Below are 25005 nucleotides of genomic sequence, written 5' to 3'. Positions count from 1 at the left end.
TTCAATGGCAGGGGCCGCAGGGCAGAAGCGCGACTACTACGAGGTCCTGGGCGTCCAGAAGAATGTCTCGGCGCAGGACCTGAAGAGCGCGTTCCGGAAGGTCGCGTTGCAGTACCACCCGGACCGCAACCCCGGGAACCACGAGGCCGAGGAGAAGTTCAAGGAGGCCTCGGAGGCCTACGAGGTCCTGAGTGATCCGGACCGGCGCACGAAGTACGACCGCTTCGGACACGCGGGCAATCCCTTCGGGGACGCGGGCGGCGGCTTCCAGGGCGTCAACATCAACGACATCTTCGGGGAGATCTTCGGAGACATCTTCGGGGGTGGCGGCGGGCGTGGCCGGCAGCGCAACAGCCGGGGCGCGGACCTGCGCTACAACCTGGAGATCTCCTTCGAGGAGGCCGCGTTCGGCTGCCGTCCGAAGGTGACCATCCCCCGTCCGAAGAAGTGCGAGACCTGCTCCGGCTCCGGCAGCAAGAGCGGCGCGGCGCCACGGCCCTGCGCGGCGTGCGGCGGCAGCGGGGAGCTGCGCTACTCGCAGGGCTTCTTCGCGGTGTCCCGGCCGTGCGGTGACTGCGGCGGCACGGGCGCCACCATCCCGGATCCGTGCGCGAAGTGCCGGGGCTCCGGCAAGACGCCGTCGGAAGAGGTCATCGAGGTCGCCATCCCGGGCGGCGTGGACAACGGCACGCGCGTGCGGCTGGGCGGCATGGGCGAGCCGGGCGACCGGGGCGGGCCTCCGGGCGACCTGTACGTGACGGTCATCGTGCGCGAGCACCCGCTGTTCCAGCGCGAGGAGTACGAGGTCTTCTGCGAGGTGCCGGTGTCCTTCACGCAGGCGGCGCTGGGCGCGAAGATCGACGTGCCCACGCTGGACGGCAAGGTGAAGATGACCATCCCGCAGGGGACCCAGTCCGGGAAGGTGTTCCGGCTGCGCGGCAAGGGCATCCCGCACCTGCACAGCCAGCAGCGCGGAGATCAGCACGTGCGCGTCATCATCGAAACGCCCACGGAGCTGTCCTCCAAGCAGCGCGAGCTCTTGGAGCGCTTCGCGGAGGTGTCCGGCGAGGAGACCCATCCCCAGTCGAAGACCTTCTTCGACAAGGTGAAGGAGCTCTTCGGCTAGGAGGCCGGGCGTGCGTCCGGGGCCGCGCGCGAGCGTGGCTCCGGGGCCGCACGCGGTGGGGGAGGGGAGCCAGGTCCCCTCGGTGACGCACGCGGGCATGCGCGGTGCACTGAAGCGGACGTTCCAGGGGAATCTTCCCCCCGCTCAAGTGTCGACGGAGCCGCACCCGCGCTGCTATGCACCTCGCCATGGAAGTCCTCTCCGCATCGCGCCGCGCGCTCGTCGCCGCGCTGGCCCTGACGTTGACCGCCTGCCCCAAGACGCCCTCCCGCACCGACAGCCGGGACGACACCTCCGGGGGCGACTCCACCCAGCCCAACCGCCCGCGCGTGGAGGTGAAGCAGGACGCCACCGCGAACGCCGCGCTCGCGCAGGCCCGCACGCAGGCGCAAGGAAACCCGGACAAGAAGCAGGCCGCGGAGGCCTACCTGTCCGTGCGCAAGGCGTACCCCGCCACCACCGCCGGTCAGGACGCGCTCTACAACGCGGGCGTCCTCTACTTCGAGGCGAAGGACTACGCGAACGCGCGCAAGACCTTCAACGAGCTGCTCTTCGAGAACCCCCTCTACGCCCAGGCCGAGGACGCCAAGCACAAGCTGGCCGTCTCCGCCATGGAGGTGGGCGCCTACCGCGACGCGTACCAGACGCTCACCAGCCTGGCCGAGCGCGCGGAGGGCGCGGAGAAGGAGCAGCTGCTGAAGGAGGCCGCGCGCGCGGCGGAAGGCGCGGGCCTGTTCTCGCAGGCGCTGTCGTCCGCGGTGAAGGACGCCGGGGACGCGCAGTCGCCGGAGGAGAAGACCGCCGCGGTGCAGAAGGTGGAGCAGCTGGTGGAGGGCCGCGCCAGCTTCCTCGACATCGCGCGCGTGCAGGAGGGGCTGTCCCCGTCCAACCCCGCGTGGCCGGTGCTCCAGTTCAAGCTGGCGCGCATCTACTACCACCTGCGTGACTGGACCCGCCTGGAGGAGACGCTCCAGACGTACCTGCGCGAGGCGCCCAACAGCACCTTCGCGCCGCAGGCGAAGGAGCTGCTCGCGCGCGCCACCCGTCGCGTGGAGGTGCGTCCGCGCACCGTGGCGGTGCTGCTGCCCATGACGGGCCGCTACCAGCCCATTGGTGAAGCGGTGCTGCGCGGCGTGAAGCTGGGCCTGCAGGGCAGCGACATCGAGCTGGTGGTGAAGGACACGCAGGGTGACGTCAACAAGACGGGCACGGCGATGGAGCAGCTGGCGTTCGACGACGGCGCCATCGCGGCCATGGGCCCGCTCCTGGTGGACGACACCAAGCGCGCGGCGCTGCTGGCGGAGGAGCTCCAGGTGCCGCTGCTGACGCTGAGCCGTCAGGAGGGCATCACGGACATTGGCCCGTACGTCTTCCGCAACATGCTGACGAACTCCGCGCAGGCGCGCGCCATCGCGGACTACGCGATGAACGTGAAGGGCTACAAGCGCTTCGCGGTGCTCTACCCGAACATCCCCTACGGTGTTGAGCTGGCGAACGAGTTCTGGGACGACGTGGTGTCGCGCGGCGGCGCGGTGCGCGGCGCGGAGTCGTACTCCTACGACCAGACGACGTTCACCGGCGAGGCCAAGCGCCTGGTGGGCCGCTACTACCTGGAGGACCGCGGCGACTACGCGGAGGCCGTGCGCGACGTGCAGGACGAGAAGTTCACCGACGCGTACCGCCGCCGCAAGGCCATGGAGAAGGCCCGCAGCGGCGTGGAGCCCATCATCGACTTCGAGGGCCTCTTCATCCCGGACGACTGGCGCCGGGTGAGCCTGGTGACGCCCGCGCTCGCGGTGGAGGACATCGTCACCAACGCGTGCGACCCGCGCGACCTGGAGCGCATCCGCAAGACGACGGGCAAGAAGGACCTGAAGACCGTCACGCTCTTCGGCACGAACCAGTGGTCCAGCCCCAAGGGCCGCTCGGGCCTGCCGGAGCTGCTGGAGCGCGGCGGCAAGTTCGTCACCTGCTCGGTGTACGTGGACGGCTTCTTCGTGGACTCGCAGCGGCCCGCGACGCAGAAGTTCGTGAAGACCTACCGCGACGCGTACAAGGAGACGGGGCGTGACCCGGGCCTGCTGGAGGCCATCGGCTACGACTCGGCGCGCATGGTGCGGCAGGTCATCGACAAGCAGCGGCCCAACACGCGCGCGGCGATGCGCGAGGCGCTGGCGGGGCTGAAGGACTTCGACGGCGCCACCGGCCGCACGTCGTTCAACGACAAGCGGGAAGCGGACAAGCAGCTGTTCCTGCTGTCCGTGGACAGCAAGGGCGTGAACGAGATCAACGTGGAGAAGGAGAAGGCCGCCGTCCGCGGCTCGGGTTCATGAGCCTGCGTGTCGGGGGCTTCGTGCTCGCGGGCGCGCTGGCGCTCACGGGCTGCGCGCACACGGCCGCGGGCCTTCCGCCGGACACGGTGACGCGGTTGGAGTCCACGCCCGGAGGCTTCCTCTCCGGCGCGGTGGAGGGCTTCGACGGTGAGCCCACCGTCCTCAACCGCAAGGACGTCATCTGGACGGTGGACTTCGCGCCCCGAAGCCCGCTTGTCGCGTACACGCGCTTCGCGAACGGCACCATCGGCCAGCGGCTCACCGTCTGGGACCTGGGGACTGCCAGCGCCAAGGGCGCGGCCGGGCCCACCGAGCGGTTCGACGCCCTGGTGAACGCCTCCGAGTTCGACCCGGAAGGCGTGGCCTTTTCTCCCGACGGTGCGCTGGTGGCAACGGTGAGCCGCAGCGGCGCGGTGCAGCTGTTCGACGTGGCCACGGGAACGCAGCGGGCGCTGCTCGCCACCGAGGAGCCGCTGGTGTCGGTGGCCTTCCATCCGGACGGCAAGTGGCTGGCGGTGGGCAGCACCCAGGGCCTGGTGTCGCTGGTGTCGGTGCCCGCGCTGGAGTTCGCGGCGGAAGCCCGGCTGCACACGGGGCCGGTGAGCGCGTTGGCGTTCACGGCGGACGGGACCCTGTACTCGGGCGGCTGGGACGGCCACGTGCGCGCGTCGGACACGCCGGAGCAGGCCGCGCGGCCGGACGCGGCGCGCACGCACTTCGAGCGGCGCGGCGGGTTCGCGGCGGTGCAGGGCCGCGTGGACGACGGGCCGCCGATGGTGCTGGCGCTGGACTCGCGCACGCCGGTGGTGGTGCTCACCACCGCGGCCGCGACGGCGTCCGGCATCGACGTGGCGTTCCTGAAGGACACCGTCACCGTGCCGGGCGCGATGGGCAACACCGTGGCGCGGGTGGCGCGCGGACGCACGCTGCGCTTCAAGGCGCTGACGCTGCCGGGCGTGGACGTGGCGGTGTGCGACGCGTGCGTGCCGCAGGGCAGCCAGGGCGTGCTGGGCGCGCCCTTCAGCGAGCGCGTGGACACGGTCTTCGACGAGACGACGGCGGAGGCGGTCCTCACGTTGAAGGGCGGCGTGCCGGAAGGAACTCCCTCGGTGACCTCCCGCGGGCTGACGCCGCGTCTGGACTTCACCTTCCCCGCGCACGTCAACGACGTCACCGTGGATGCGCGCGGACAGCGGCTGGGCGTGGCCTTCAGTCAGGAGAAGGCGGAGCGCACGCTCGCGGTGTACCAGCGCGAGCGCAAGGGCGTGGAGGAACCGCAGGGCCCGTGGAACGCGGGCGCGCTGGTGGACGCGGCCTCCGGCAAGGTGCTGCGCAAGTGGGAGCTGCACCACGGCGTGGTGTCCTCGGCGGCCATCTCCCCCGACGGACGCTCGCTGGCGTCCGGTGGGTGGGACCGGCGCGTGTACCTCTTCACCGAGGCGGAGCAGGCGCCGAAGGGCGAGCTGGAGTTCGGCTGGACCGTGCGCCGCGTGCGCTTCTCGCCGGACGGACGTCGGGTGGGCGTGGCCGCGTGGACGCGCGTGAATACCGTGGGCAGCCAGGAGAGCGACCCGGCGGCGGTGGTGGTGGGCGTGCGCTACGCGTCCCCCACCGTGGAGCCGCGCGGGGCTCCGGCGGCTCAGTAGTTGAGGAACACGGCGCTCCTCGGAACGCCGCGCCGGGCCAGCTGGGCCATCACGTCCTGCACCATGTCCGCCGGCCCGCACACGAAGGCGATGGCGTGCTCCAGCCGCTCCTCGCCCAGGTGGGACTGCACGTAGCCGACGAGGCCCTGCCAGCCGCTGCCGCCGGGGCGGCTCACGGTGCACAGCACCTTCACGCCGTCCGCCTGCCACTGCTCCAGTTCATGCTGGTACGCGAAGCTGTCCGGCGTGCGCGCGCCGAAGTACAGCGTCACCCGGCCATACGCACCCCGGTCCTGGCGCACGGCGGAGATGACGGGGCGGATGGCGGAGATGCCGGAGCCGCTGGCGAACAGCAGCAGGTCGCGGCCGCGCGCCTTCTCCATGGGGAAGCCCGGGCCTTCCGGCCGCTTCACCTCCACGCGCGCGCCCAATGGCAGACGCAGCAGCGCGGCCGGCAGCGAGCCGTCGTCCTTGAGCAGGAACTCCCACTGCGTGCCGGCGGGAGCGGGCGGCGAGGCGATGGCGAACATGCCCGGCTCCCCACCGGGGAGGCGCAGCTGGACGTACTGCCCCGGATGGGCGTGCGAGCCCACGAGCGGCGTCCCGCCGATGTCGAGCACCCAGTCGGTGAGGCCATCCGCCGCAAGCTTCCGGGCGGTGACGGTGGCGGTGTGCCAGTCGCTCATGGGGCCTTTCTAACCGGTCCTCCTGAGGCGTGCCTCCCCTGCTAGAGTCGGCCCTGTGAAGACCGTTTTCTGGCTGTTCATGTTCCTGGTCGGCCTGGCCGGCGTGGTGATTCCGCTCACGTACCTGTACACGGCCAGCAAGCTGCCGCGTCTGGAGAGCGAATTCGACGTCGAGAGCCAGCTGCGCCATCGCATCGAAGGCGACCGGATGAGCGTGCTGGCCGGCCGGATGGACCAGGGCGGCCGGGAGCGCACGGCGGTGACCTTCACGCGTCCGGACTTCTCGCGGATGCCCAAGGACCTGGTGGCGCTCTACATCCGCCAGATGGACTGCCCCACCTACTTCCAGACGCCGCGTGAGGACGGCCGCGCGTGGGCGTGGCGCCTGTTCGCCGGCGTGACGCTGGGCACGGCGCCCCCCGGGGACGGTTCCTGTGAGCGGTGGCTGGCCATGCGCATCGCGCGGGAGATGGGCATCGAGGGCGACCTGCAGCTGTCCGTGGCGGCGCACCGGCTGCACGCGTTCTTCCAGAAGGACCAGCTCGTCGCCTACGACCTGTCCACCATCCGCTTCGAGCGCGGCGTCATCGGCGTGGAGGACGGGGCCCGCAAGCTCTTCGGCCGTGAGCTGGGGGAGCTCCAGTTGTCGGAGCTGGCGGAGCTGCAGCTCGCGCTGCCGCCGTACGGGTTCTACGGCGACCTCAAGGCGTGCAAGAACGCGAGCCTCATCCGGCAGAACCGCGACCTGCTGCTGCAGGACCTGGCGGGCTACGCGCTGGTGAGCGAGGAGCGCGCGCGCAACGCCATCGCGCAGCCGGTGGCGTGCCTGTCGGTGAAGTAGCGGGCCATCAGCGGCGCACCTCCGCGGGGACCTGGGCAAGCCAGCCCACCTCCAGCGCGCCCCACAGGCCCAGCAGGATGGCCTCCGCGGCGTCGTGGCGCAGCGAGGTGGGGCGGGGCGCCTGGGACCAGTCGATGACCCGCCGCGCGAGCCCGTCCGCGGCGTCCTTCGCCAGCGCGCCGCTGCGCTGCTCCCGCGCGTAGAGCAGCCGGTGGCGCCAGTCCTCCGCGGCCACGCGCAGCACGGGCAGGGCGCGGCGCAGGGCCTCGCGCTCCCAGATGTCCGCGATGGGGCCACCGCCCTCCAGCACGAGCCACGCGAGCGGCGATGCGTCCTGGAGCACGGCGGGCACCGCGCGCTTGAGCCGCGCGTGCGTGCCGAAGTTCTGCGAGCGGTACCACCGCAGCCGCCCGTCCGCGCCGAAGCGCGCGAGCCCGCTGCGCAGTCCCAGGTCCACCGCGAGCAGCGCAGGGCCTGGGGGCGCGGTCATGGCGTGAGGACTACTTGAGGTAGCGCTGCTTCCAGCCGCGAAGGTCCTCGAGGATCTCCGTGCGGCCCGCCGAGTCGTCCACGTTCTCCAGCCGCTTGAGCTGCTGGTCCAGGTAGTTCCGTGCGGCCTGCCGGGTGAGCCCCTTGTGGACCTTGTTGTCGGCGTACAGCGGGCTGGTCTCGACCTGATTCACGGTGGCGAGGATCTGATTGCGCACGGCCGTTTCACTCGAGGACTCCGTGCGCTTGGGCGGCGGGCCTTCACGGACGGGCTTCACGGTGGCGGTCCTGGCGACGACCGGCTCCTGCTTCACCGGAGGAGGCGGCTCGGCGACGGGAGCAGGCGCAGGCTCCTGCACCACGGGCGCGGCGACGACCTCCGGCGCGGGCGCGGGTTCGACCTTCGGCGCGGGAGGCGGCGTCGGGGACGCGACGACGGGCGGAGGCGTCTCACCGCCACCGCGCGTGGCGGCGACGACGCCCACGGCCGCGAGCAGCACGGCCGCGCCCACGGCGATGGGCACGAAGCGCCGCATCGACCGGGGCTCTTCTTCCTGCGGCACCATCAGGTCCTCGGGCGGGACCGGCGGCGGCACCTGGGTGGTGGGGCGGCGCGCGTCCGCGTCGCTGACGGCGACGGCGGCGGGCTTGGGCGGCGCGGGTTCGACGGGGGCGGGCGCGGTGGGGTTGGTGCGCGTGGCCCGCAGGGTGCGGCGCAGTTTGGCCAGGTGCTGACGCAGGACATCCGCGGAGTTGGGGCGCGTCTCCGGGTCCTTGGTGAGCATCTGCAGGATGAAGGCGTCCACGGCGGGCGGCAGGTCGGGGACGAACTCCGACGGCCGGGGCGGGCGCGCCTCCACGTGCTTCATGAGCAGGTCCACCGGGGAGCTGCCGATGAAGGGCAGCCGGCCGGTGACGATCTCGAAGGTGACGACGCCCATGGCGTACAGGTCCGTCATGGGGCCCACGGACTGGCCGCGGGCCTGCTCGGGCGCCATGTACTCCGGGGTGCCGACGACCATGTCGGTGCGCGTCTGCGCGGTGCGGACGGTGGGGCCTTCGCCGCGCTTGGCGAGCCCGAAGTCCAGCAGCTTCACGTAGCGCGAGCCGTCCGGCTGGCGCACCAGGAAGATGTTGCTGGGCTTGAGGTCGCGGTGCACCACGCCCGCGCCGTGCGCGGCGCCCAGGGCGGCGAGCACCTCATCCAGCAGCGACAGGGCCTCCGGGACGGGCAGGCGGCCCTTCTCCGCGAGGATGGCGTCCAGCGGCTGACCGTCCAGGTACTCCATGACGATGTACTGGCGACCGTCGGGGAGCTGGCCGAAGCCGAAGATGTCGATGATGCCGCGGTGGCGGATGGCGTTGACGGCGCGGGCCTCCGCGAGGAGGCGGGCCACCTGTTCCGACGAGTGCGCCAGTTCCGGGCGCAGCACCTTCACGGCGACGCGCTTGCCGATGAGGGGCTGGATGCCGTCGTAGACGAGCCCCATGCCGCCCACGCCGATGCGCGAGCGCAGCTCGTACTCGCCCAGCTTCAGGCCGATGAGGGGGTCGGTGGGGGCGATGGCTTCGTTACCGGGGTGCTCCACGATGACCTTCGGTTCCGGTGGAGTCGGATGGAACGACGACAGCACGACGGTGCCATCGCGAGGGCACACCGCCGTCTCGGACGGAACGGTGAGGCCGCAGGTTTCGCAGATCAGCTCGGAAGACATCTCCACCACGGGGGAGCGTAACAGGTGAAATCCCGGGAAGCGAAGTCACCGCCCGTGGATGCAGGGCAAGCAAACAAGCACCTGCCCCCGGGTCTCGTTTTCTCACCCGCCGCTGTCACCCAGCGGGCGATGCGGTGGGTCAGGGCGTCGTGCGGCAATCATGGGTGGGAACCTGGGCACCGATGCTGCCCCGGTTGCCCGTGCTCGCGCCGCCCTCGCCACCATTGCCGGGCGAGACGCTGCTGCTCTCGTCCACCACGACGCCCGCGTCCAACACGCACCAGACGCCAATGGAGGGCCCACCCGCGCCACCGCCACCCGGACCGCCCTGTCCGCCGGAACCTCCGTTGCCGCCCCGGCCGCTGGTCCCTCCGTAGGTGGTGTAGGACTCCTCGGTGCCGGTGGCCACGATGATCGTGGAGCGCGTTCCAGGCGTCCCGCCCTTTCCACCTTCGCCGCCTGCACCGCCGCGAGCCCCAGCGCCGCCATTTCCACCTCCGCGCGTGACCAGCTGGGAGTGACTGCTCACGGTGACGTCGGCTTGGAGGAGCAGCATTGCGATGGATGCGCCACCACCCCCTCCGCCCGTTCCCTGTTGGCCTCCACATCCGCCACTCCCGCCGCCACCGCCGCCTCCTGCGGCGGCAATCTGTGATGGAGGAATGGTGCCGTCCGCACATGCGCCTCCCGCGCCGCCACCGCCACCGCCAGCACCGGGCTTTCCCGCGGCGCCGTCGTTGCCCTTCTGCGGTGCGAGCCTCTGCCAGGTCACTTGATCGAGGTCGATCCCACCCATGCCGCTGCCAGGGGCTCCTGCATCGCCCGGGGCTCCGGTAACGCCGGCATCGCCATCACCTCCAGCTCCGCCAACGCATGTGGAGATGTTGTCGCCGGCATCCGCCTTCTGGCCCAGGGGGCCACCCCGGCCTCCGGGCGTGTTGGGGGCACCCACTTCGCCGGGAGCGCCCAGGTCCGCCGCCTTGGCGCTACCCCCATTGCCTCCGTCATTGGCGCCGCTGAAAGCGCAAACAGGGGCGACGCCGCCCAGGCCCCGGAATCCCGCCGTGTTCATATTCGCGTTTTCGCCTCGGCCTCCGTCTCTTCCAGCGCCGCCCTCAGCCCCTTCGGTGCCGTCTGTTCCAGGAGCTCCCTGACCTGCCTCGACGACCACGTTGTTGAATTGCACCGCCGAAGCACGAACGACCCGAACGGCGATGGAAGGCTCGCCCGCGTCGGTGGCATTCGCGGAGGCAATGTGGAGCGAATCCAGCAACACCCCTGCGTCCAGCGTGTCGCGCACCGTGAATGCGACCGTGCCGCCATCGAAGAACGTGCTGCCACCGCCCTCCTTGAACCGATCCCAGTATTTGTTTCCGCGCCACGTGTACCCGCCGTAGAGCGAAACAGGCATGTCCACCACGGGCGCGGGCTCGGTGTACGTGCCGGTGCCCAGGTACACGATGCTGCGCCCCGTGCCACCGTTGCGGATCTCCCGGAGAGCGCGTGCCAGGGTCTGGAACGGCTTCTCGCGGGTCCCGTCGTTGTCGTTGTCCCTGCCCCCCACCGGATCCACGAAATAGCCCGCGTCCGCGACACCGTCGATGCCGTCGCAGTCGTTGTCGAAGCCGGTCAGGTCGGGGTAGTCCACCCCGCCGTCGCCGCAGGGGGGAGGCGTTGTGTCGCCACCATCGCCTCCATCGCCCGCGTCCGCGCCGCCGTCGCCGCTCGCCTGCGGTCCGCAGCGGCCCGCGTCCTGGCAGCCTTCATAGGCGGCTTCGAAGTCGCTGCATCCGCCCATGCCGAGCACCGCACCGAACACCGCGCTCAGCGCTCCAACCTTCCAGAGGTTCCGCATGGCTTTCCCCGTGCTCACTGCCACGTCCCGGCGAAGCTCAATCCACCGCCCTGCGGCGTGAGCGTCACGGACGGCTGAACATTCGTCTGCTTCACCGGCAGGAAGTACATCAGCGCGCCCGCCGCGATGGCCGCCGCGCCCACTCCAATGCCCACCACGCCAATCGTCTGCGAGCGCTTGCCGGAGTCGCGGACATCCTCAGCCTCCGCCAGCGTGGGGAACTCGTTGTTGTTCAGGTCGCTGAGCTTCCCGCGCGACTGCACGTAGAACACCGTCCCCACCCCCGCGAGCACCACGCCGCCCGCCGCCGGCACCCACGCCCACTTGCGCCGCCCCGGCGTCTCCACCGTCGACGTGCCGCTCAGGCCCAGGTCCGTGGGCGGCTGCACGCCCGGCGTCAGCTCCGGACCCGGCACCGGCTGCTTCTCTCCCGGCGTCACGTTGGGCGTCTGCTGCGCCACGGGCGGCGTCACCGGCGGAGGCGCCACCGGCTCCGGACGCAGCACCCGCAGCGTGCGCGGCACCACCACGTCCAGCGACTTGCTGAGCGCGTCCAGCACCTGGTCCTCGCTCACGCCAGGGACGGACTCCTCGACGAGCGGCGCGCCGTCATGCGCCGTGTACACGCGCACGCCCGCCTTGTACGCGTTCAGGTACGGGCCAATCTCCGTCACCATCACCACGTCCGTCTTCGCCGCGATGCCCAGCGACGCGATGCAGGACGGCTGCGTGCGGTTGCAGCGCATCATCGCCGTGCGCTTCTTCTTCGGCAGCGTGCGCGTCACGTCCTCCACGCGGATCACCTCCAGGCCGCGGGCCTTGAGCTGCTCGGCCACGTGCTCCTGGGCGGTTCCGATGAGGTAGCGCGGCGTTCCCCGCGTCACGTCCGTCGGCGCCAGCAGCACGGTGACGGGTTTCGCGGAGGAGGGAGGCGCGGGCGCCTGGGCGACCACCAGGGTGAGCGCGGCGAGGAAGGGGATCAACACGGGAGCACTTTCTCCCCGACCCGCCCTCCTCGCAAGGTCAGGATTCGCGGACCCTCGTGGTGGGACAGGGCCCCACCCACCCGGGGGCGACGCCGGTGTCCAGCGCCGGGCGCCTGCGCGTGGATGCGACACGTCACCGGTGCACGGGGAACCCGGAGGGTCCCCGCGCCATGGCGCGGCTACCGGCGCGGGCGCTCCGGCGCGGGGCGGATCTGCGTCTTCTCCGACGTGTTCAGCTCCGTCTTCGGCCGGTTGTCGTCCTCGTCCTCGTCCAGGTCGTCGGAGGGCGGTGGCGGGGGACCCGGCGGACGGCGCGTGGGCGTCGCACCCGCGCGCAGGGTGTTGGACGGCGACATGCCGGGGCGTGCGGGCGCGGGCGGCGGACGGCGCGGCGGCGGCGTGTTGCGCGCGGGCGGGGCCTCCGCGAGCAGGTCCTCGGACACCTGCACCAGCGGTTCGGAGGGCGGAGCGGAGCGGGTGTCCTCCTGCTCCGCGAACGGGTTGCGCGTGGGCGGCGGCGTCTTGTCGTCGTCCTGCGGGGGCGGCGGGCGGGACGGCAGTGAGGGGCGCAAGGCCGGCGCGGCCTTCGCGGGCGGCGGCGGCGCGGCGGCGGGCTTGGGCGGGGGCGCCGCGGGCTTGGGGCCGGAGACGGGGCCGTCCGGGGCCGCGTTGCGCAGCACCTGTTCGAAGCGGGCCCAGTCCTCCTTGAAGTGCGCGGGGTCCGGCAGGCCCTGCTCGCGGTGCTTCAGCGAGGGGGCCCAGCGCAGGGAGTACGCCTCGCCCACGTGGAAGCTGGGCGGGGGCGGCACGCCGTAGGTGGCCGGGTCGAAGAAGGCGTCGTCCAGGTCGTCGAAGCCGTACGCGCGGGCCTTCTGGATGAAGTTGGGGATGATGCCGGTGGGCGCGTGGTAGCCCAGGATGTTGCCGTGCTCGTCCTTGGCGACGGGCGTGAAGACGAAGATGTCCTGCGTGCGGTACTCGCCCTTCTCCGTGAGGGGCAGCACCTCCGACAGGGCAATGGTCTTGCGGCTGCCGTCGTGGAGGCGCTCGCAGCAGATGACGAAGTTGATGGCGCTGGCCACCTGGGCGCGCACGGCGACCATGGGCAGCTCCACGGACGACATGAGGCACAGGGATTCAATGCGGCGCAGCGTGTCCGTGGGCGTGTTCGCGTGCGTGGTGGCCAGCGAGCCGCCGTGGCCGGTGTTCATGGCCTGCATGAGGTGGAAGGCCTCGCCGCCGCGCACCTCGCCCACCACGATGCGGTCCGGGCGCAGACGCAGCGCGGAGTGCAGCAGGTCTCCCATGTCCACGGCGCCCTTGCCGAACTTGTCGGCGGGGCGGGACTCGAAGGCCACGATGTGGGACTGGTTGAGCTGGAGCTCGGCGGAGTCCTCGATGGTGAGGATGCGCTCCTCGTCCGGGATGAGGGACGAGACGATGTTGAGCAGCGTCGTCTTGCCGGAGCCCGTGCCGCCGGCCACCAGCATGTTGAGCTTGGTGGCGATGCCGGCCTCGATGAGGCGCGCCATGGGCTTGGTCAGCGACTTGAACTTCAACAGCGAGTCGATGGTCAGCTTGTCCTTGAAGAACTTGCGGATGGAGATGGTGGTGCCGTTGCGCGCGATGGGCGGGATGACCACGTGGATGCGGCTGCCGTCGGGCAGGCGCGCGTCCAGGCGGGGGCGCTCCTCGGACAGGGGGCGGCCCACGAACTGGGCCATGTTGCGCGCGGCGCCCAGCAGGCCTTCGTCGGAGAAGGCGGCATCCGTCTTGATCAGCCGGCCCTTGCGTTCGATCCACACGTCGGTGGGGCCGTTGATCATGATTTCCGACACCGACTCGTCGTCCAGGTAGGCGAGGACGGGCTTGAGGAAGGCGCGGAGCGACTCGGTGTACATCGTCATGGCGGGCGCAAGGCTAGCGCGCCCCGGCCCGGGCCCCAAGCTCCCGCCCTGACTGCCTGCTCGCTTTCCGGTGCGGCGTTCCGGCACGATGCCGTCCAGGAGGCCATCCGCCTTCCATTTCCAAGGAAGGAGACTCCGACCCATGCGCGGTCTCTTGGGGTGCTGCCTGGTGCCCTGGCTCGGGGGCTGCGCGTCTTCAGCCGCGCTTGACCCGGACCGTGTACGGCCGGAGCCCGGGGCTCCCTTCCTGGAAGAGATTCAGGGCCCCTTGCTGGGCCCTTATGAGTCCGCCTCCGATGCGCTCCTGGCCGCATGCGGGAAGATCCTGTCGAAGCCTCGCGCCAGCGCGGGCCGCCCGGATCATCCCAGCTTCGACACCCACTGGCGTGTCTCCAGCGAGTACTGCGCATGGCTGTATTACACGCCAGAGCATCAGTACGCCGTCAGCCGACTCACCGACCAGTCGAGGGTTGATCCCGCTCAGCGCAGTAAGAGTTGCCTGCTCCCTTCCAGGGTCGCTGATGCGCGTTATCCCGCGGACGCAATCCGCTACATCTACGCCCTTCACAACCATCCCTACGGAAGCGCGCTGTCCTCGAACGACCTGCGCTTCATCGTTTCAGAGGGCCGGGTACACGGCTTCGAGACCGAAACGAAGAACGGACGCGTGCGGCTCTCCATCGTCGCGTTCTTCTCCAATGCGACGGAGCCGACGTCGTGTGACGGCTTCCACCAGTACATTCCCCTCACGGGGCAGTTGCTGAAGTGGACACGCACCGCATCGGCGGGGTGGCAGTGCGAGCAGGCGGGGCGCGTCACATGGCACGATGCGGACGCATTGGACTTCACCATTCAGAAACTCCAGGGCCCCTGCCTGAGGGGAGCGGGGCCATGAAGCGGCTGCTGCTCTTGGGCGCGGTCTTGTGCGTCGGATGCATGCGGCGCGAGGCAAATCCGTCCGACACGCTGGTTCCGGAGGACCGCTCCATCGTCTTCCCGGAGATGTTCACGCGCGAGGCGCTGTCCGTGGGTGTACCGGGGCAGCCGTACGTGTTGGAGGGAGGCCTGTTGCGGGCCGTGCTCGTGGCGGCCGATGACTTCCTTCCTCGGGCGCGGGAGGGACGGTCCTGCTGGAGCAGGAGGGAGGCCCACCGCTTCTGGATCCTTCGTGAAGGGGACATCGCCTTCGTGCGCATGGACCTGGACCCGCGTGCCTGTGAATCCGGTGGGCTGCCGCTGGACGGCGGCGCCACCTACGCGGTCCGGCTGTCGGACGGACGCATCCTGCGGCGGCTCCACGACGGCGAGCCGGATGGCCCTACCGTCCCTGGCAGCGCCGACGCGGGTGTGTCCGCCGGGCCCTCGGACCCGTCCATTCCCGTGGGGGATACGTCCTGGGGAGAGCCGCTCCCGTCGTTTCCATCCCAGTGGATGGACGCAGGAAGTCCAGCACCTGTCCCTGCACCCTGAGCGGCCCGCCTCCGTGCGCAACGTTCGCCGTCCGGCACGCGGATGCACACGCTTTCGCCTCCGGATGCGCGCACTGGTCTAGGGTGCGGCCTTACGGAGGGACGTGAATGAGCCTGGCGGACGGGTTGCCCGAGGACTGGAGAGAGGTGCTGCATGACGCCATCCACGCGCCGTCGTTCAAGGAGCTGGAGACGTTCCTGCGGCAGGAACGCAAGGAATACACCGTGTTCCCGTCGGAGGAGGACCTGTTCTCCGCGTTCCGCTTCACGCCCTACGCGGACGTGCGCGTGCTGCTGCTGGGCCAGGACCCCTACCACGGCCCCGGACAGGCCCACGGCCTCGCCTTCTCCGTGAAGCCCGGCGTGCCGCCTCCGCCCTCGCTCGTGAACATGTTCAAGGAGCTCCAGAGCGACGTGGGCGCTCCCAAGCCTCGCGACGGTTCACTCATCCCGTGGGCGAAGCAGGGCGTGTTCCTGCTCAACACCGTGCTCACCGTGCGCCAGGGCAGCCCCAACAGCCACGCGAAGCACGGGTGGGAGCCGTTCACCGACGCCGTCATCCGCGCCGTCAGCGCGAAGGAAGACCCCGTCGTCTTCCTGCTCTGGGGCAAGCCCGCGCAGAAGAAGAAGGCCCTCATCGACGGGGACCGCCACGTCATCCTGGAAGGCGTGCACCCCTCGCCGCTGTCCGCCAGCAAGGGGTTCTTCGGCAGCAAGCCGTACAGCACCACCAACGCCGCGCTCCAGAAGCACGGCCAGCCCACCATCGACTGGGCCCTGCCCGCCTGAAAAACCGCGCCCCGGGGGTTGGCTATAGTGCCCGCCCACGATGGCCACCACCTTCCTCCAAGACGCCGCACGTACCCTGGCCGCCGAAGCCGTCGCGGCCATTGAGTCCCAGACCTCCGCCGAGGTCGTGGTGGCCGTGCGCCGCGCCGCCAGCGACTACGCCCACACCGATGCCCGGCTGGGCGCGGCCGTCGCCTTCGTGATGCTGCTGGTGCTCCTGTTCATCCCGCAGGAGGTCCACCTCTTCGCCTTCCCGCCCGTGGTGCTCCTGTCCTACGCCGGGGGCGCGCTGGGCAGCCGCCTGCTGCCGTCGCTGCGCCGCGCGCTCACCTCGCGCAAGCTCCAGGAGTCCTGCGTGCGCACCGCCGCGCTGGCCGCCTTCACGGAGTTGGGCGTTTCTCACACGTCGCGCCGCACCGGCATCCTGGTGTTCGTCTCCCTCCTCGAGCGCCGCGTGGAGGTCGTCACCGACCATGGCGTGGACCCCTCGCTCATGGGCGCGGAGTGGCAGGACGCGCTCACGCAGCTGTCCGCCGCGCTGGCCACGTCCCCCGCGCCCGAGCCCTTCTTCCAGGCCCTGCGCCGCCTCCAGGCGCCGCTGGCGCGCGCGCTGCCCCGCCTGGAGGATGACGTGAACGAGCTGCCGGACATGCCCGGAGCCGTGGCGTGAGGGGCTCGCGTTCCGTCCTCCTCCTCGCCGTCGCGCTGTTCATGGGGCTGGGCTTCGGCTCGCTCCCCGACGCCGAGGCGCGCCCTGGCGGTGGCAGCACCTACCGCGGCTCCAGCCGCAGCTCGTCGAGCAGCCGAAGCTCATCGAGCAGCCGCAGCTCGTCGAGCAGCCGCAGTTCGTCGTCCTCGTCCTTCGGGTCCAGCAGCCGGTCCTCGTACAGCTCCGGCAGCCGGTCCTACGGCTCCAGCGGTTCGTCGTCGTCGGACGGTGGAGGGGCGTTCGGGGGCTTCTGCCTGCTCATCGTCGTCCTGGGCGTGGTCGCCATCGTGCTCATGAACGCGAGGTCGGGCTCGGGACAGAAGGAGTGGAGCACCAGCGCGCCCCATGCCCCGCCGCCCCCCCGGCGTCAGGGGTCGCTGCGCACGAAGCTCGCGAGCCTGGCCCGCGTGGGACCCAAGGGCTCGGACGGGTCCGTGCAGCCGCTGGATCCGGAGTTCTCCATCGTCCTCTTCGAGGACTTCGTCTACTCGCTCTTCGCCCGCGTGCATGAGGCACGCGGCGGCGACCGCCTGGACACGCTGGGCGGCTGGCTGTCCGACGGCGCCATCGCCTCGCTCCGGGAGCTGGGAACGCCGGACGCGGTGAAGGCCGTGGTGGTGGGGGCCGTGACGTACGAGTCCGTGGAGGGCGTGGGCGCGAACAGCCAGCGCGTCCGCGTGGTCCTGCGCTTCGAGGCCAACTACACGGAGGTCTCCGGCTCCGAGCAGAGCTGGTACGTCGCGGAGGAGTGGCGGCTGGAGCGCGACGCGTCCGTGAAGTCGCGGCCGCCCGAGGACGCGCGCGCCTTCAAGTGCCCGAACTGCGGCGCCCCGTTGGAGTCCGTGCACGGCCACACCTGCTCGTACTGCAACACGGTGGTGAACACCGGCGAGTTCGACTGGGTGGTGACGCGCGTGACGGCGCGGGAGCGCGAGCGGCGCGGTCCCCAGCTCACCGGCACCACGGAGGAGCAGGGCACGGAGCTGCCCACCCTCAAGGACCCGCGCGCGCAGGAGCGGCTGAACGCGCTCATGCACGACGACCCGGAGGCGACGCCGCTCGCGCTGCGCAAGCGCCTGGAGTTCATCTTCCACGAGATGCAGACGGCGTGGGCCCAGCGCGAATGGCAGGGCATGCGGCCCTTCCTCAGCGACAACCTCTTCCAGACGCAGCTGTACTGGATCAACGCCTACCGTCAGGCGGGCCTGCGCAACATCACGGAGAACGCGCACATCACGAACCTGACGCTCGCGCGCGTGACGCGGGACGCGTACTTCGACGCCGTCACGCTGCGCGTGCACGCCTCCAGCCTGGACTACACGGTGCGGGACCGGGACGGGCAGGTCGTGGGCGGCAGCCGTTCCCGGGAGCGCGCGTACAGCGAGTACTGGACGCTCATCCGCGGCCGGGGCGTGCAGGGCAGGCCCTCCACCCGGAAGCAGTGCCCGTCGTGCGGCGCCCCGCTGTCCATCAACATGGCGGGCCACTGCACGCACTGCCAGGCGCGGGTGACGTCCGGCGAGTTCGACTGGGTGCTCAGCCGCATCGAACAGGACGAGGCGTACCAGGGCTGAGAGGTCTAGGATGCGGTGCATCATGACTTCGCCCTTCCTCGCCGCCACCGTCGTTGAACCGCTGGAACCCGGGCACTACCGCTCGCGCTACGAGGCGGCCTGGTATCAGGGCCGGGGCGCCTACGGCGGCGTGGTGGCGGGGCAGGTGCTTCGCGCGCTGGAGCACCACCTGAACGACGCCCAGCGGGCGGTGCGCTCGTTCACCGTGCACTTCTGCTCGCCCGCGGCGGAGGGCGTGGCGGACCTGCACACGCGCATCGAGCGCGCCGGCAAGCTCGTCACCCACGCCACCGCGCGGGTGGAGAGCGGCGGCGCGGTGGTGGCCGTCGCCACGGCGACCTTCGGTGCCGCTCGCGGTGGGGCCCCCGGGTACACGGACTTCGTCATGCCCCAGGTGCCCGCGCCCGGGACGCTCACGCCCGTCCCCGACGACGTGCCCATGCCGGACTTCTGCCGCTTCTTCGAGTACCGCTACTGCGTGGGCTCGCCGCCGTACTCGGGCGGGCCCGAGGCGGAGGTGGGCGGCTGGCTGCGGCCTCGCGTCCCCATGGCGCTGGACGCGGCGCTGTGCGTGGGGTTGATGGACGCGTATCCGCCGTCCGTGCTGTCGCGGTTGGAGGGCTTCCGCGCCGCCGCGTCGGTGGACTTCAGCGTGCAGTTCTTCCAGACGTTCCCGGTGAAGGGCATCGCGCCGGACGCGCACTACCTGCGCACCGGCCGCTCGCGCCACGCCGCGGACGGCTACACGGAGGAGACCCAGCTGCTCTGGGCACAGGACGGCACGCTGCTCGCGCAGTGCCGTCAGCTCGTCGCCGTGCTCGGCTGAAGCGTCAGCTCGGCCACCACGGCGTGGTGGTCGGAGACGGCGTCGGGCAGGCGCGCGTAGCGGGTGAAGCGCAGGGCGTGGGAGATGAGCACCTGATCCAACCGCTGACGTGCTCGCGGAACGGGATACGTGGGCTCGCCGTCAGCGGGCGTGTGCAGTCCCAGCGCCGCGCACAGGCGGGCCGCGGGGCCGTCCGCGTCCTCCGCGTTGAAGTCGCCCATCACCACGCGAGGCCGCTCCGGCCGCTGGCGCAGGGCGTGGATGAGCTGGTCCACCTGCCGCTGTCGCACCGCGGGGGAGAACGGATCCAGGTGCAGCGACACGACCTCCGGCCCGCGCTCCCCCGCGAGCGCGGCGACGACGTAGCCCTTGTCCATCCGCCGGTCGCGGCCGAAGTGCGCCGTGTCGCGCGACTCCAGCGGATGCCGGCACAGGAGCGCGGTGCCCTGCGCGAACAGCCCGGCGACACCGGAGTGCACGCCGTGATGCACGTGCGGATAGCCGGCCTGCTCCGCGATGCGCGCCACCTGATCCACCCGCCCGCTGAAGAGGCTGGACCGGTCCGCCTCCTGCAACGCCACCACGTCCGCGGCCTCGCGCGAGAGCAGCGCCGCCACCCGGTCCAGCGTGCCCAGCAGCGCCGACCGCCGGCGCAGGAAGGGCATGGGCACGGCGAAGGGCGCACCGTGGGCCACGTTCAGGGTGAGGACCTTGAGTCGCACGCGCCTGAGTGGGACCACGGAGTCCCGCGCCCGGGCAAGTCCGTCGTCACGGTGCGCTGCCAGGTTTGCAAGAGCGCGGGGCGCCCGGCCGGGGCCCGGGAGCGCGGGAGGAGGACTGTCCGCCAGTCTGCTACCCTGAAGGCCACGGAAGGTTCGGGGGGCGGCATCGCGGACCTGAATGGACCTCCCATGCATTGCCCTGCCCGGTGGGGTGCGCATCTTCCGTGGGGAGCGTCCGTCCTGAATCCTGTTCCACGCCATGAAACGCTGTTCAAGGCGGGTGACCTGGAGGGGGCCCGTCGCGAGGCCCTGCTCGCGCAGGAGCGCGATGCGTCCGACTGGCGCGCGGCGCTCACGCTGGCGCGGCTTGCCCTGATGGACGGCGAGGATGCGCTCGCGGAGTCCCTGCTCCTGGGCGTCACCCGGGCCGGCGAGGCCTCCCGGCCCGAGGCCCGGCTGGTGCGCGCGGCGCTGCACACGCGGCGCGGCGAGTGGCCCCAGGCCCTGGCCCTGTACCGGGCGCTCACGGAGGAGCCCGACCCGCCCACCGAGGCCTTCTTCGGCCTGGGCTACGCGTGGATGGAGCAGGGGAACGCGACCGCCGCGTACCCGGCCCTGTCCCAGGCCGTATCGCGCGAGCCTCGCGTGGCGCTGCACCACTTCCAGTTCGCGCGCGCCCTCTTCCTGCTCGACCGGATGGAGGAGGCCTTCGCGCACCTGGAGAAGTCCCTGCACCTGGACCCGTGGCACGCGCCCAGCTACCTCGTGTTCGCGCGCGCGCTGGAGGCGGGCGGGGAGCTGGAGGCGGCGGAGGACCTGCTGCGCCAGGGCCAGAAGGCGGTGCCGGACGACGTGGGCCTGCTCAAGGCGCTGTCGGACGTGCGGCTCGCGCGAGGCAACGTGCGCGGCGCCGTGTCCGCGGCGGAGGCCCGCGTGCGCGTGGAGCCCGAAGGCGTGGCGGCGCTGGGGCACCTGGCCCGCCTGCGCGTGACGGAGCGCCGCTTCCTGGAGGCCCTGGAGCTGTGCCACCAGCTGGAGGCGCGAGGCCTCTCCACCGGCCTCAGCCGCTCCGTGGAGGCGCTCGTCTTCGAGTCCCTGGAGCCGCCGGACGTGGAGCGCGCGCTCGCCGCGTGGCGCGACGCCGTGCGGCTGTCCCCGGACGACTGGATGCCCGCGTGGCGCCTGGGCCTGCTGCTTCTGCGTCAGGTGGAGGGCGGGCCCCCGGAGGCCGCGGCCCCCGCGCGCGAGCCCCTGGCGGAGGCCCACCGCCGCGCGCCCCACCGTCCGGAGCCCGTGCTGTCCCTGGCCCGCGTGGAGGCCCGGCTGGGTGAACGGGACACCGCGAAGGCGCGGCTGACGACGCTGCTGGGTGGGCCCTCGCTGGAGCCCGAGTGGCGCGAGCGCGCGGAGGCCCTGCTCTCCGAGCTGGGCTGAAGGCCCGCGCGCGGAGGGCCGCTCAGGCGGCGATCTGCTTGCGCAGCAGCCGCGTCAGCTCGGAGGCATCCACCGGCTTGGGCAGCAGCTCCGCGCCGTAGCGGATGGCCACGGGCAGCAGGTCATCCAGGTCCGAGTGGCCCGTGAGGAAGATGAACGGCGCCCGGCACTCCTGCAGCTCGCGAATGGCGACGAGCACGTCGGAGCCGTTCATCTCCGGCATGTTGTAGTCGCACAGGATGGCGGCGACGCCGGAGAGGTCCAGGTGGAAGGCCTCGGCGGGGGACTGCACCGTGAGCACCGTGTAGCCCGCGCCCCGCAGGGTGTCCCCCACGGTCGCGAGCACGAAGAGGTCATCGTCGATGACCAGCACGGTTGGCATGGGCGGTCCTCCAGCGCCTGACCGGCGCGCTGATGCCTCCGAGTGTAGCCGAGCCCGCGCGTCCGCGCGCCACACCCCACCGTCCAAGTCGCCGGGGTCGGGACCACCCCCGTCGTAGGGTGTGGGCGCGGGCGGGGCCCAAGTTCCTCAGCGTTTCGTGGCCGTGACAGGAGACGGGATGAGGATGAGCTGCTCCTGGGGTGGGTTGAGGTACTCGGCGCCGGTGTCGGTGACGACGGCCATCTCCTCCACGGAGAGGATGCGCAGCGCGTCCGGGCTGCTGCCGTCCTTCCACGCGAAGAAGCCGTCGAAGGCGAACACCTGGCCGGGCTGGAGCTTGCGCAGCGCGGAGCCCGTGGGCGGCTTGCCGGACGCCGCGCCGGACAGGGCCGGGCCGGCGTCATGGGCCCAGTAGCCCACGGGGTGGCCGGTGCCCCACATCACGGGCTCGGAGCCCGCTTCGCGCATCCAGTCGCGCTGGGCCTTGTCCACGTCGTAGCCGCGCGCGCCGGGCTTCATCGCCGCCAGCGCGATGCGGCTGCCCTTCTTCGACTTCTCCCACTTCGCCAGCGCCTCCGCGGGCGGCTGCTGCTCGCCCGGGGCCAGCACGTAGGCGAAGCGCTGGATGTCCGTCACCCAGGTGCCGCCCACGCGGATGCCGAAGTCCGTCTGGATGAAGTCCCCCGGCTGGATGACGCGGTCGGTGGCGTTCGAGTGCCCGCGCGTGGGCCCGCTGTTCACGTTGGGGTTCTGGTCCGGCTGCCACCCGTCGCCCACGCCCAGCTCCGCGATGCGCTTCTTGAGGAAGCGCGCCACGTCCGAGTCCCGCGTCTTGCCCGGCACCACCGTGCGGTACGCCTCCTCCTCCAGCTTCGCGGTGAGGTCCGCGGCCTTGCGCATGATGTCCACCTCCTCCGGCGTCTTCACGGACAGCCACTCGGAGACCAGATCCTCGGAGGACACCAGCTTCTTGCGCAGCGCGGGGGACAGCGCCGCCTCCAGCTTCGCGCGCTGCGTGGCGGACAGCCCGTCCGCGATGGACATCCGCTCCGACGAATTGATGGCCACCTTCGTTGGCTTCGCCTTGGCCAGACGCGCGGCGATGAGCGCGTTCACGTCCGCGCCGCGCTCGAAGGCCACCACCTCGTCCACCACGCCCATGTCCCGGAGCGCGGTGGCCTCACCCTCGGGGGACAGGGCGGTGGAGCGCAGCGCGTCGCCGTCGCGCAGGAACAGGAACGCGGCGGTGCCGCCCGCGTTCTCCCCGCCGACGTGGGCGGCGAGCGGGTCGTTGTCGTTCTCGCGGCAGAGCACCACCCACGCGTCCACGCCCGCGCGGGCCATGGCCTGGGGCAAGAGCTTCTGGAGGCGCTCCTTGCGCACGCGAGGCCACGCGCCTTCCGCGGCGGGCACGGCGGGGGCCGCGTGGGCGAGGGAGGCAAGCAGCAGGGCGGAGAGGAGCACGGGCCGGACGCGCGTCAGCGTGGACATGGGAGAGGCGTTCCTTCGGTGGGAGAGCGCGCGGATTGTTTCACGGCAGCGCGGCGCGACCACCCACACGCCGTGCACCGCGCATGTGCTTCACCGGGAAGTCCCGGAATCAAGAGCCATGGCCGGGATGTGGGCCTGTCCAACGAGGGACGGGGGCCTGCCCTCCGGTCGCGGGCGCGGATGGCTGTCTGTCATTGCGGAGGGACCGCCGGGAGGGCGCGAAGGCCGCCAGGGCTTGCGACCGTGCGCGCTGTCTCCAACCCCGGAGTCGCACATGCACGTCGAGGAAACGGTAACCCCCGCGGACCCTGTCCTGGGCCACGAGGACCGGGAGCTGCACCGGCTGATGCTCCTGGCGCAGGTGTACGCGCCGCTGACGGAGGGAGTGCTGCGCGGGGCCGGCCTCAAGCCCGGCATGCGGGTGCTGGACGTGGGCTGCGGCGTGGGAGACGTGTCCTTCCTCGCCGCGGAGCTGGTGGGCCCCACGGGCCAGGTGGTGGGCGTCGACCGCGAGGCCCGCTTCCTCACCTGGGCCCAGCGCCGCGCCGAGGCGCAGGGCCTTGCCCACGTGCGCTTCCGGCAGAGCAGCCTGGAGTCCCTGCCCGTCGAAGGCCCCTTCGACGCCATCGTCTGCCGGCTGGTGCTGATGTTCCAGCCGGACCCCATCTCGTTCGTGCGGCGCATGGCGGAGCACCTGCGCCCCGGGGGCGTGATGGCGCTGCACGAACTGGAGCTGGCGGCCATGGGCCTGGCGCACCCGAAGCTGCCGCTGTTCTCCCGCCTCTGGGGCTGGATGCTGCCCACCTGCGAGCGCCTGGGCATCAAGGTCCACATGGGCATGGAGCTGGTGTCCACGCTGCGCAGGGCGGGGCTGGTGGTGGATGACGGCGTGATTGGCGGACGGCTGGGCGTGACGGCGGACGCGGAGCCCACGCAGGCCCTGGTGGAGACGGTGCGCACGCTGCTGCCCCACATGGAGCGGCTGGGCGTGGCGCTGGCCATGGAGGTGGACATCGACACGCTGGCCGCCCGCCTCACCGCCGAGCTTCGCGCCCACGGCGGCGTGCTGGTGCCCAGCCTCATGGTGGGCGCCTGGGGCCACCGGCCAGGCCCCGTCTAGCGCGGCCGTCTCCGGACGACTTCGTCTTCACGACTTCGTCTTCGCACGACTTCACGAGCGGCGGGGGAGTGGGTCGCTTAGAGTGGCCTCATGGCAAAGACGGCACCCCGCAAGTCCCCGGCGAAGGTGAAGAAGCAGCCTGCGCGCCCCGCCGCTCCCGCGAAGGCCCCGGCCCGGCCGGTGAAGGCGAAGGTGGAGAAGGTGGACCCCCGCCGCGCCTCGTCGTCCCCCAGGCCCCCCGTGCTGGAGGCCGAGCCCGTCTTCGACGAGTCCCCGCCCAAGAGCCTGCCCGCGGGCGAGCCGCAGGGCCGCGTGCTGCCCTTCGAAATCGACCCGGCCCAGCTGGAGGCCGGCTTCAAGAAGCTCCGCGGCGAGCTGGTCCACTGGACCAACAAGGGCCGCTACACCAAGGTCCGCTTCAAGTTCCGGGGCAAGCAGCTGCTGCCCGACCTGCCCCTGGCCGCCGTCGTCGCCGCGGAGGGGCTGTCGTTCTACTGGGGCGGCATCCTGCGCGTGCTCGTGGCCAACGTCGTGGGCAAGAGCGTCTTCGAGGTGGAGCTGGTCAACGACGCGGACAAGCGCGTCCTGGCGGGCCGTGAAGCGCTCCTGTCGGGTGACGTGGACCAGGCACTCACGTTGTTCCGCGAAGCGCTCGCCATGGACCGCGACAACGCCTCCGCGCACCTCAACGTGGGCGTGGCGCTGAAGCTGCGCGGGGACCGCGAAGGGGCGCTCGCCGCGTTCGAGACCGCGAAGGCCAAGGACCCCGAGGGCGGCGTGGGCGCGGAGGCCGAACGGCTGGCCGCGAACCTCCGCCCCAAGGCCTGAAAACGGCCTGGAAAACGGCCCTGAAGAAGGCCTGGAAAACGGCCTCCGGTGGGGCTGAAAACGCACCGCCCGGATGT

The 25005-nt window shown here is 71.6% G+C and carries 22 protein-coding genes; 13 read left to right on the top strand and 9 right to left on the bottom strand.

Annotated features, from left to right (window positions below):
• The first annotated feature begins 4 nt into the window (after positions 1-4).
• From dnaJ to AABA78_RS23445, 3 genes are all read left to right on the top strand, one after another.
• Positions 5-1126, top strand: a complete 1122-nt coding sequence (dnaJ, locus tag AABA78_RS23455) for a molecular chaperone DnaJ (protein WP_338265954.1) — start codon at positions 5-7, stop codon at positions 1124-1126.
• 188 nt (positions 1127-1314) lie between these two features.
• A complete protein-coding gene (locus AABA78_RS23450; protein ID WP_338265951.1) occupies positions 1315-3459 on the top strand; it encodes a penicillin-binding protein activator in 2145 nt (714 codons plus the stop codon).
• The gene (locus AABA78_RS23445; protein ID WP_338265950.1) at positions 3456-5105 is read left to right on the top strand and encodes an aspartyl protease family protein; all 1650 of its coding nucleotides are present in this window, start codon (positions 3456-3458) and stop codon (positions 5103-5105) included. The genes AABA78_RS23450 and AABA78_RS23445 overlap by 4 nt, the downstream gene beginning before the upstream one ends.
• Here AABA78_RS23445 and AABA78_RS23440 read toward each other — a convergent pair.
• Positions 5099-5791, bottom strand: a complete 693-nt coding sequence (locus tag AABA78_RS23440; protein WP_338265948.1) for a ferredoxin reductase domain-containing protein — start codon at positions 5789-5791, stop codon at positions 5099-5101. The genes AABA78_RS23445 and AABA78_RS23440 overlap by 7 nt on opposite strands.
• A gap of 55 nt (positions 5792-5846) precedes the next feature.
• On the opposite strand from AABA78_RS23440, the gene AABA78_RS23435 reads away from it, so the two are divergent.
• Positions 5847-6632 carry a transglycosylase domain-containing protein gene (locus AABA78_RS23435; protein WP_338265947.1) on the top strand — a complete coding sequence of 262 codons (786 nt, stop codon included), beginning with the start codon at positions 5847-5849 and terminating at the stop codon, positions 6630-6632.
• Positions 6633-6639: 7 nt separating this feature from the next.
• Here AABA78_RS23435 and AABA78_RS23430 read toward each other — a convergent pair whose 3' ends face one another.
• The 5 genes from AABA78_RS23430 to AABA78_RS23410 form a co-directional block, all read right to left on the bottom strand.
• On the bottom strand, positions 6640-7122 hold the full coding sequence (locus AABA78_RS23430; protein WP_338265945.1) for a hypothetical protein: 483 nt from the start codon (positions 7120-7122) through the stop codon (positions 6640-6642).
• Positions 7123-7132: 10 nt separating this feature from the next.
• Entirely contained in the window at positions 7133-8836 is a 1704-nt protein-coding gene (locus AABA78_RS23425; RefSeq protein ID WP_338265943.1) for a serine/threonine-protein kinase, read from the bottom strand.
• A gap of 139 nt (positions 8837-8975) precedes the next feature.
• Positions 8976-10691, bottom strand: coding sequence for a hypothetical protein (locus tag AABA78_RS23420; RefSeq protein ID WP_338265941.1), 1716 nt, complete (start codon positions 10689-10691; stop codon positions 8976-8978).
• A gap of 14 nt (positions 10692-10705) precedes the next feature.
• Positions 10706-11677 (bottom strand): hypothetical protein, encoded by a 972-nt coding sequence (locus AABA78_RS23415; RefSeq protein ID WP_338265940.1) that lies wholly within the window; start codon positions 11675-11677, stop codon positions 10706-10708.
• 179 nt (positions 11678-11856) lie between these two features.
• Positions 11857-13584: a TadA family conjugal transfer-associated ATPase gene (locus AABA78_RS23410; RefSeq protein ID WP_338265937.1), complete on the bottom strand. Its 1728-nt coding sequence runs from the start codon at positions 13582-13584 to the stop codon at positions 11857-11859.
• Between the two features lie 142 nt (positions 13585-13726).
• Between AABA78_RS23410 and AABA78_RS23405 the strand changes: the two genes are divergently transcribed.
• The 6 genes from AABA78_RS23405 to AABA78_RS23380 all read left to right on the top strand — a co-directional run bounded on the left by AABA78_RS23405 (position 13727) and on the right by AABA78_RS23380 (position 18951).
• On the top strand, positions 13727-14479 hold the full coding sequence (locus AABA78_RS23405) for a hypothetical protein (RefSeq protein WP_338265935.1): 753 nt from the start codon (positions 13727-13729) through the stop codon (positions 14477-14479).
• Entirely contained in the window at positions 14476-15054 is a 579-nt protein-coding gene (locus AABA78_RS23400; RefSeq protein WP_338265932.1) for a hypothetical protein, read from the top strand. Before AABA78_RS23405 ends, AABA78_RS23400 begins: the two co-directional genes overlap by 4 nt.
• Positions 15055-15161: 107 nt before the next feature.
• On the top strand, positions 15162-15842 hold the full coding sequence (locus tag AABA78_RS23395; protein ID WP_338265930.1) for a uracil-DNA glycosylase: 681 nt from the start codon (positions 15162-15164) through the stop codon (positions 15840-15842).
• A 40-nt stretch (positions 15843-15882) separates the two neighbouring features.
• Positions 15883-16512 carry a TPM domain-containing protein gene (locus AABA78_RS23390; protein ID WP_338265927.1) on the top strand — a complete coding sequence of 210 codons (630 nt, stop codon included), beginning with the start codon at positions 15883-15885 and terminating at the stop codon, positions 16510-16512.
• Entirely contained in the window at positions 16509-18125 is a 1617-nt protein-coding gene (locus AABA78_RS23385; protein ID WP_338265925.1) for a TIM44-like domain-containing protein, read from the top strand. Before AABA78_RS23390 ends, AABA78_RS23385 begins: the two co-directional genes overlap by 4 nt.
• A gap of 22 nt (positions 18126-18147) precedes the next feature.
• The gene (locus AABA78_RS23380; RefSeq protein WP_338265922.1) at positions 18148-18951 is read left to right on the top strand and encodes an acyl-CoA thioesterase; all 804 of its coding nucleotides are present in this window, start codon (positions 18148-18150) and stop codon (positions 18949-18951) included.
• On the opposite strand, the gene AABA78_RS23375 is transcribed toward AABA78_RS23380, so the two are convergent.
• A complete protein-coding gene (locus AABA78_RS23375; RefSeq protein WP_338265919.1) occupies positions 18927-19673 on the bottom strand; it encodes an endonuclease/exonuclease/phosphatase family protein in 747 nt (248 codons plus the stop codon). The two genes, AABA78_RS23380 and AABA78_RS23375, sit on opposite strands and share 25 nt — an antisense overlap.
• A 189-nt stretch (positions 19674-19862) precedes the next feature.
• On the opposite strand from AABA78_RS23375, the gene AABA78_RS23370 reads away from it, so the two are divergent.
• Positions 19863-21107: a tetratricopeptide repeat protein gene (locus AABA78_RS23370; protein ID WP_338265916.1), complete on the top strand. Its 1245-nt coding sequence runs from the start codon at positions 19863-19865 to the stop codon at positions 21105-21107.
• Positions 21108-21129: 22 nt separating this feature from the next.
• Here AABA78_RS23370 and AABA78_RS23365 read toward each other — a convergent pair whose 3' ends face one another.
• Positions 21130-21489, bottom strand: a complete 360-nt coding sequence (locus tag AABA78_RS23365; RefSeq protein WP_338265914.1) for a response regulator — start codon at positions 21487-21489, stop codon at positions 21130-21132.
• A gap of 147 nt (positions 21490-21636) precedes the next feature.
• On the bottom strand, positions 21637-22971 hold the full coding sequence (locus tag AABA78_RS23360) for a M24 family metallopeptidase (protein ID WP_338266240.1): 1335 nt from the start codon (positions 22969-22971) through the stop codon (positions 21637-21639).
• A 283-nt stretch (positions 22972-23254) separates the two neighbouring features.
• Between AABA78_RS23360 and AABA78_RS23355 the strand changes: the two genes are divergently transcribed.
• Together AABA78_RS23355 and AABA78_RS23350 are read left to right on the top strand one after the other, a co-directional pair.
• On the top strand, positions 23255-24100 hold the full coding sequence (locus AABA78_RS23355; RefSeq protein ID WP_338265911.1) for a class I SAM-dependent methyltransferase: 846 nt from the start codon (positions 23255-23257) through the stop codon (positions 24098-24100).
• A 90-nt stretch (positions 24101-24190) separates the two neighbouring features.
• Positions 24191-24928, top strand: a complete 738-nt coding sequence (locus AABA78_RS23350) for a tetratricopeptide repeat protein (RefSeq protein WP_338265908.1) — start codon at positions 24191-24193, stop codon at positions 24926-24928.
• Positions 24929-25005 lie beyond the last annotated feature (77 nt).

It is taken from the genome of Corallococcus caeni, assembly GCF_036245865.1.
In the GTDB taxonomy this organism is placed as follows: Bacteria; Myxococcota; Myxococcia; order Myxococcales; family Myxococcaceae; genus Corallococcus; species Corallococcus caeni.
Note: the sequence above shows the minus strand (reverse complement) of the source record. Positions and strands in the feature narration are given on the sequence as shown.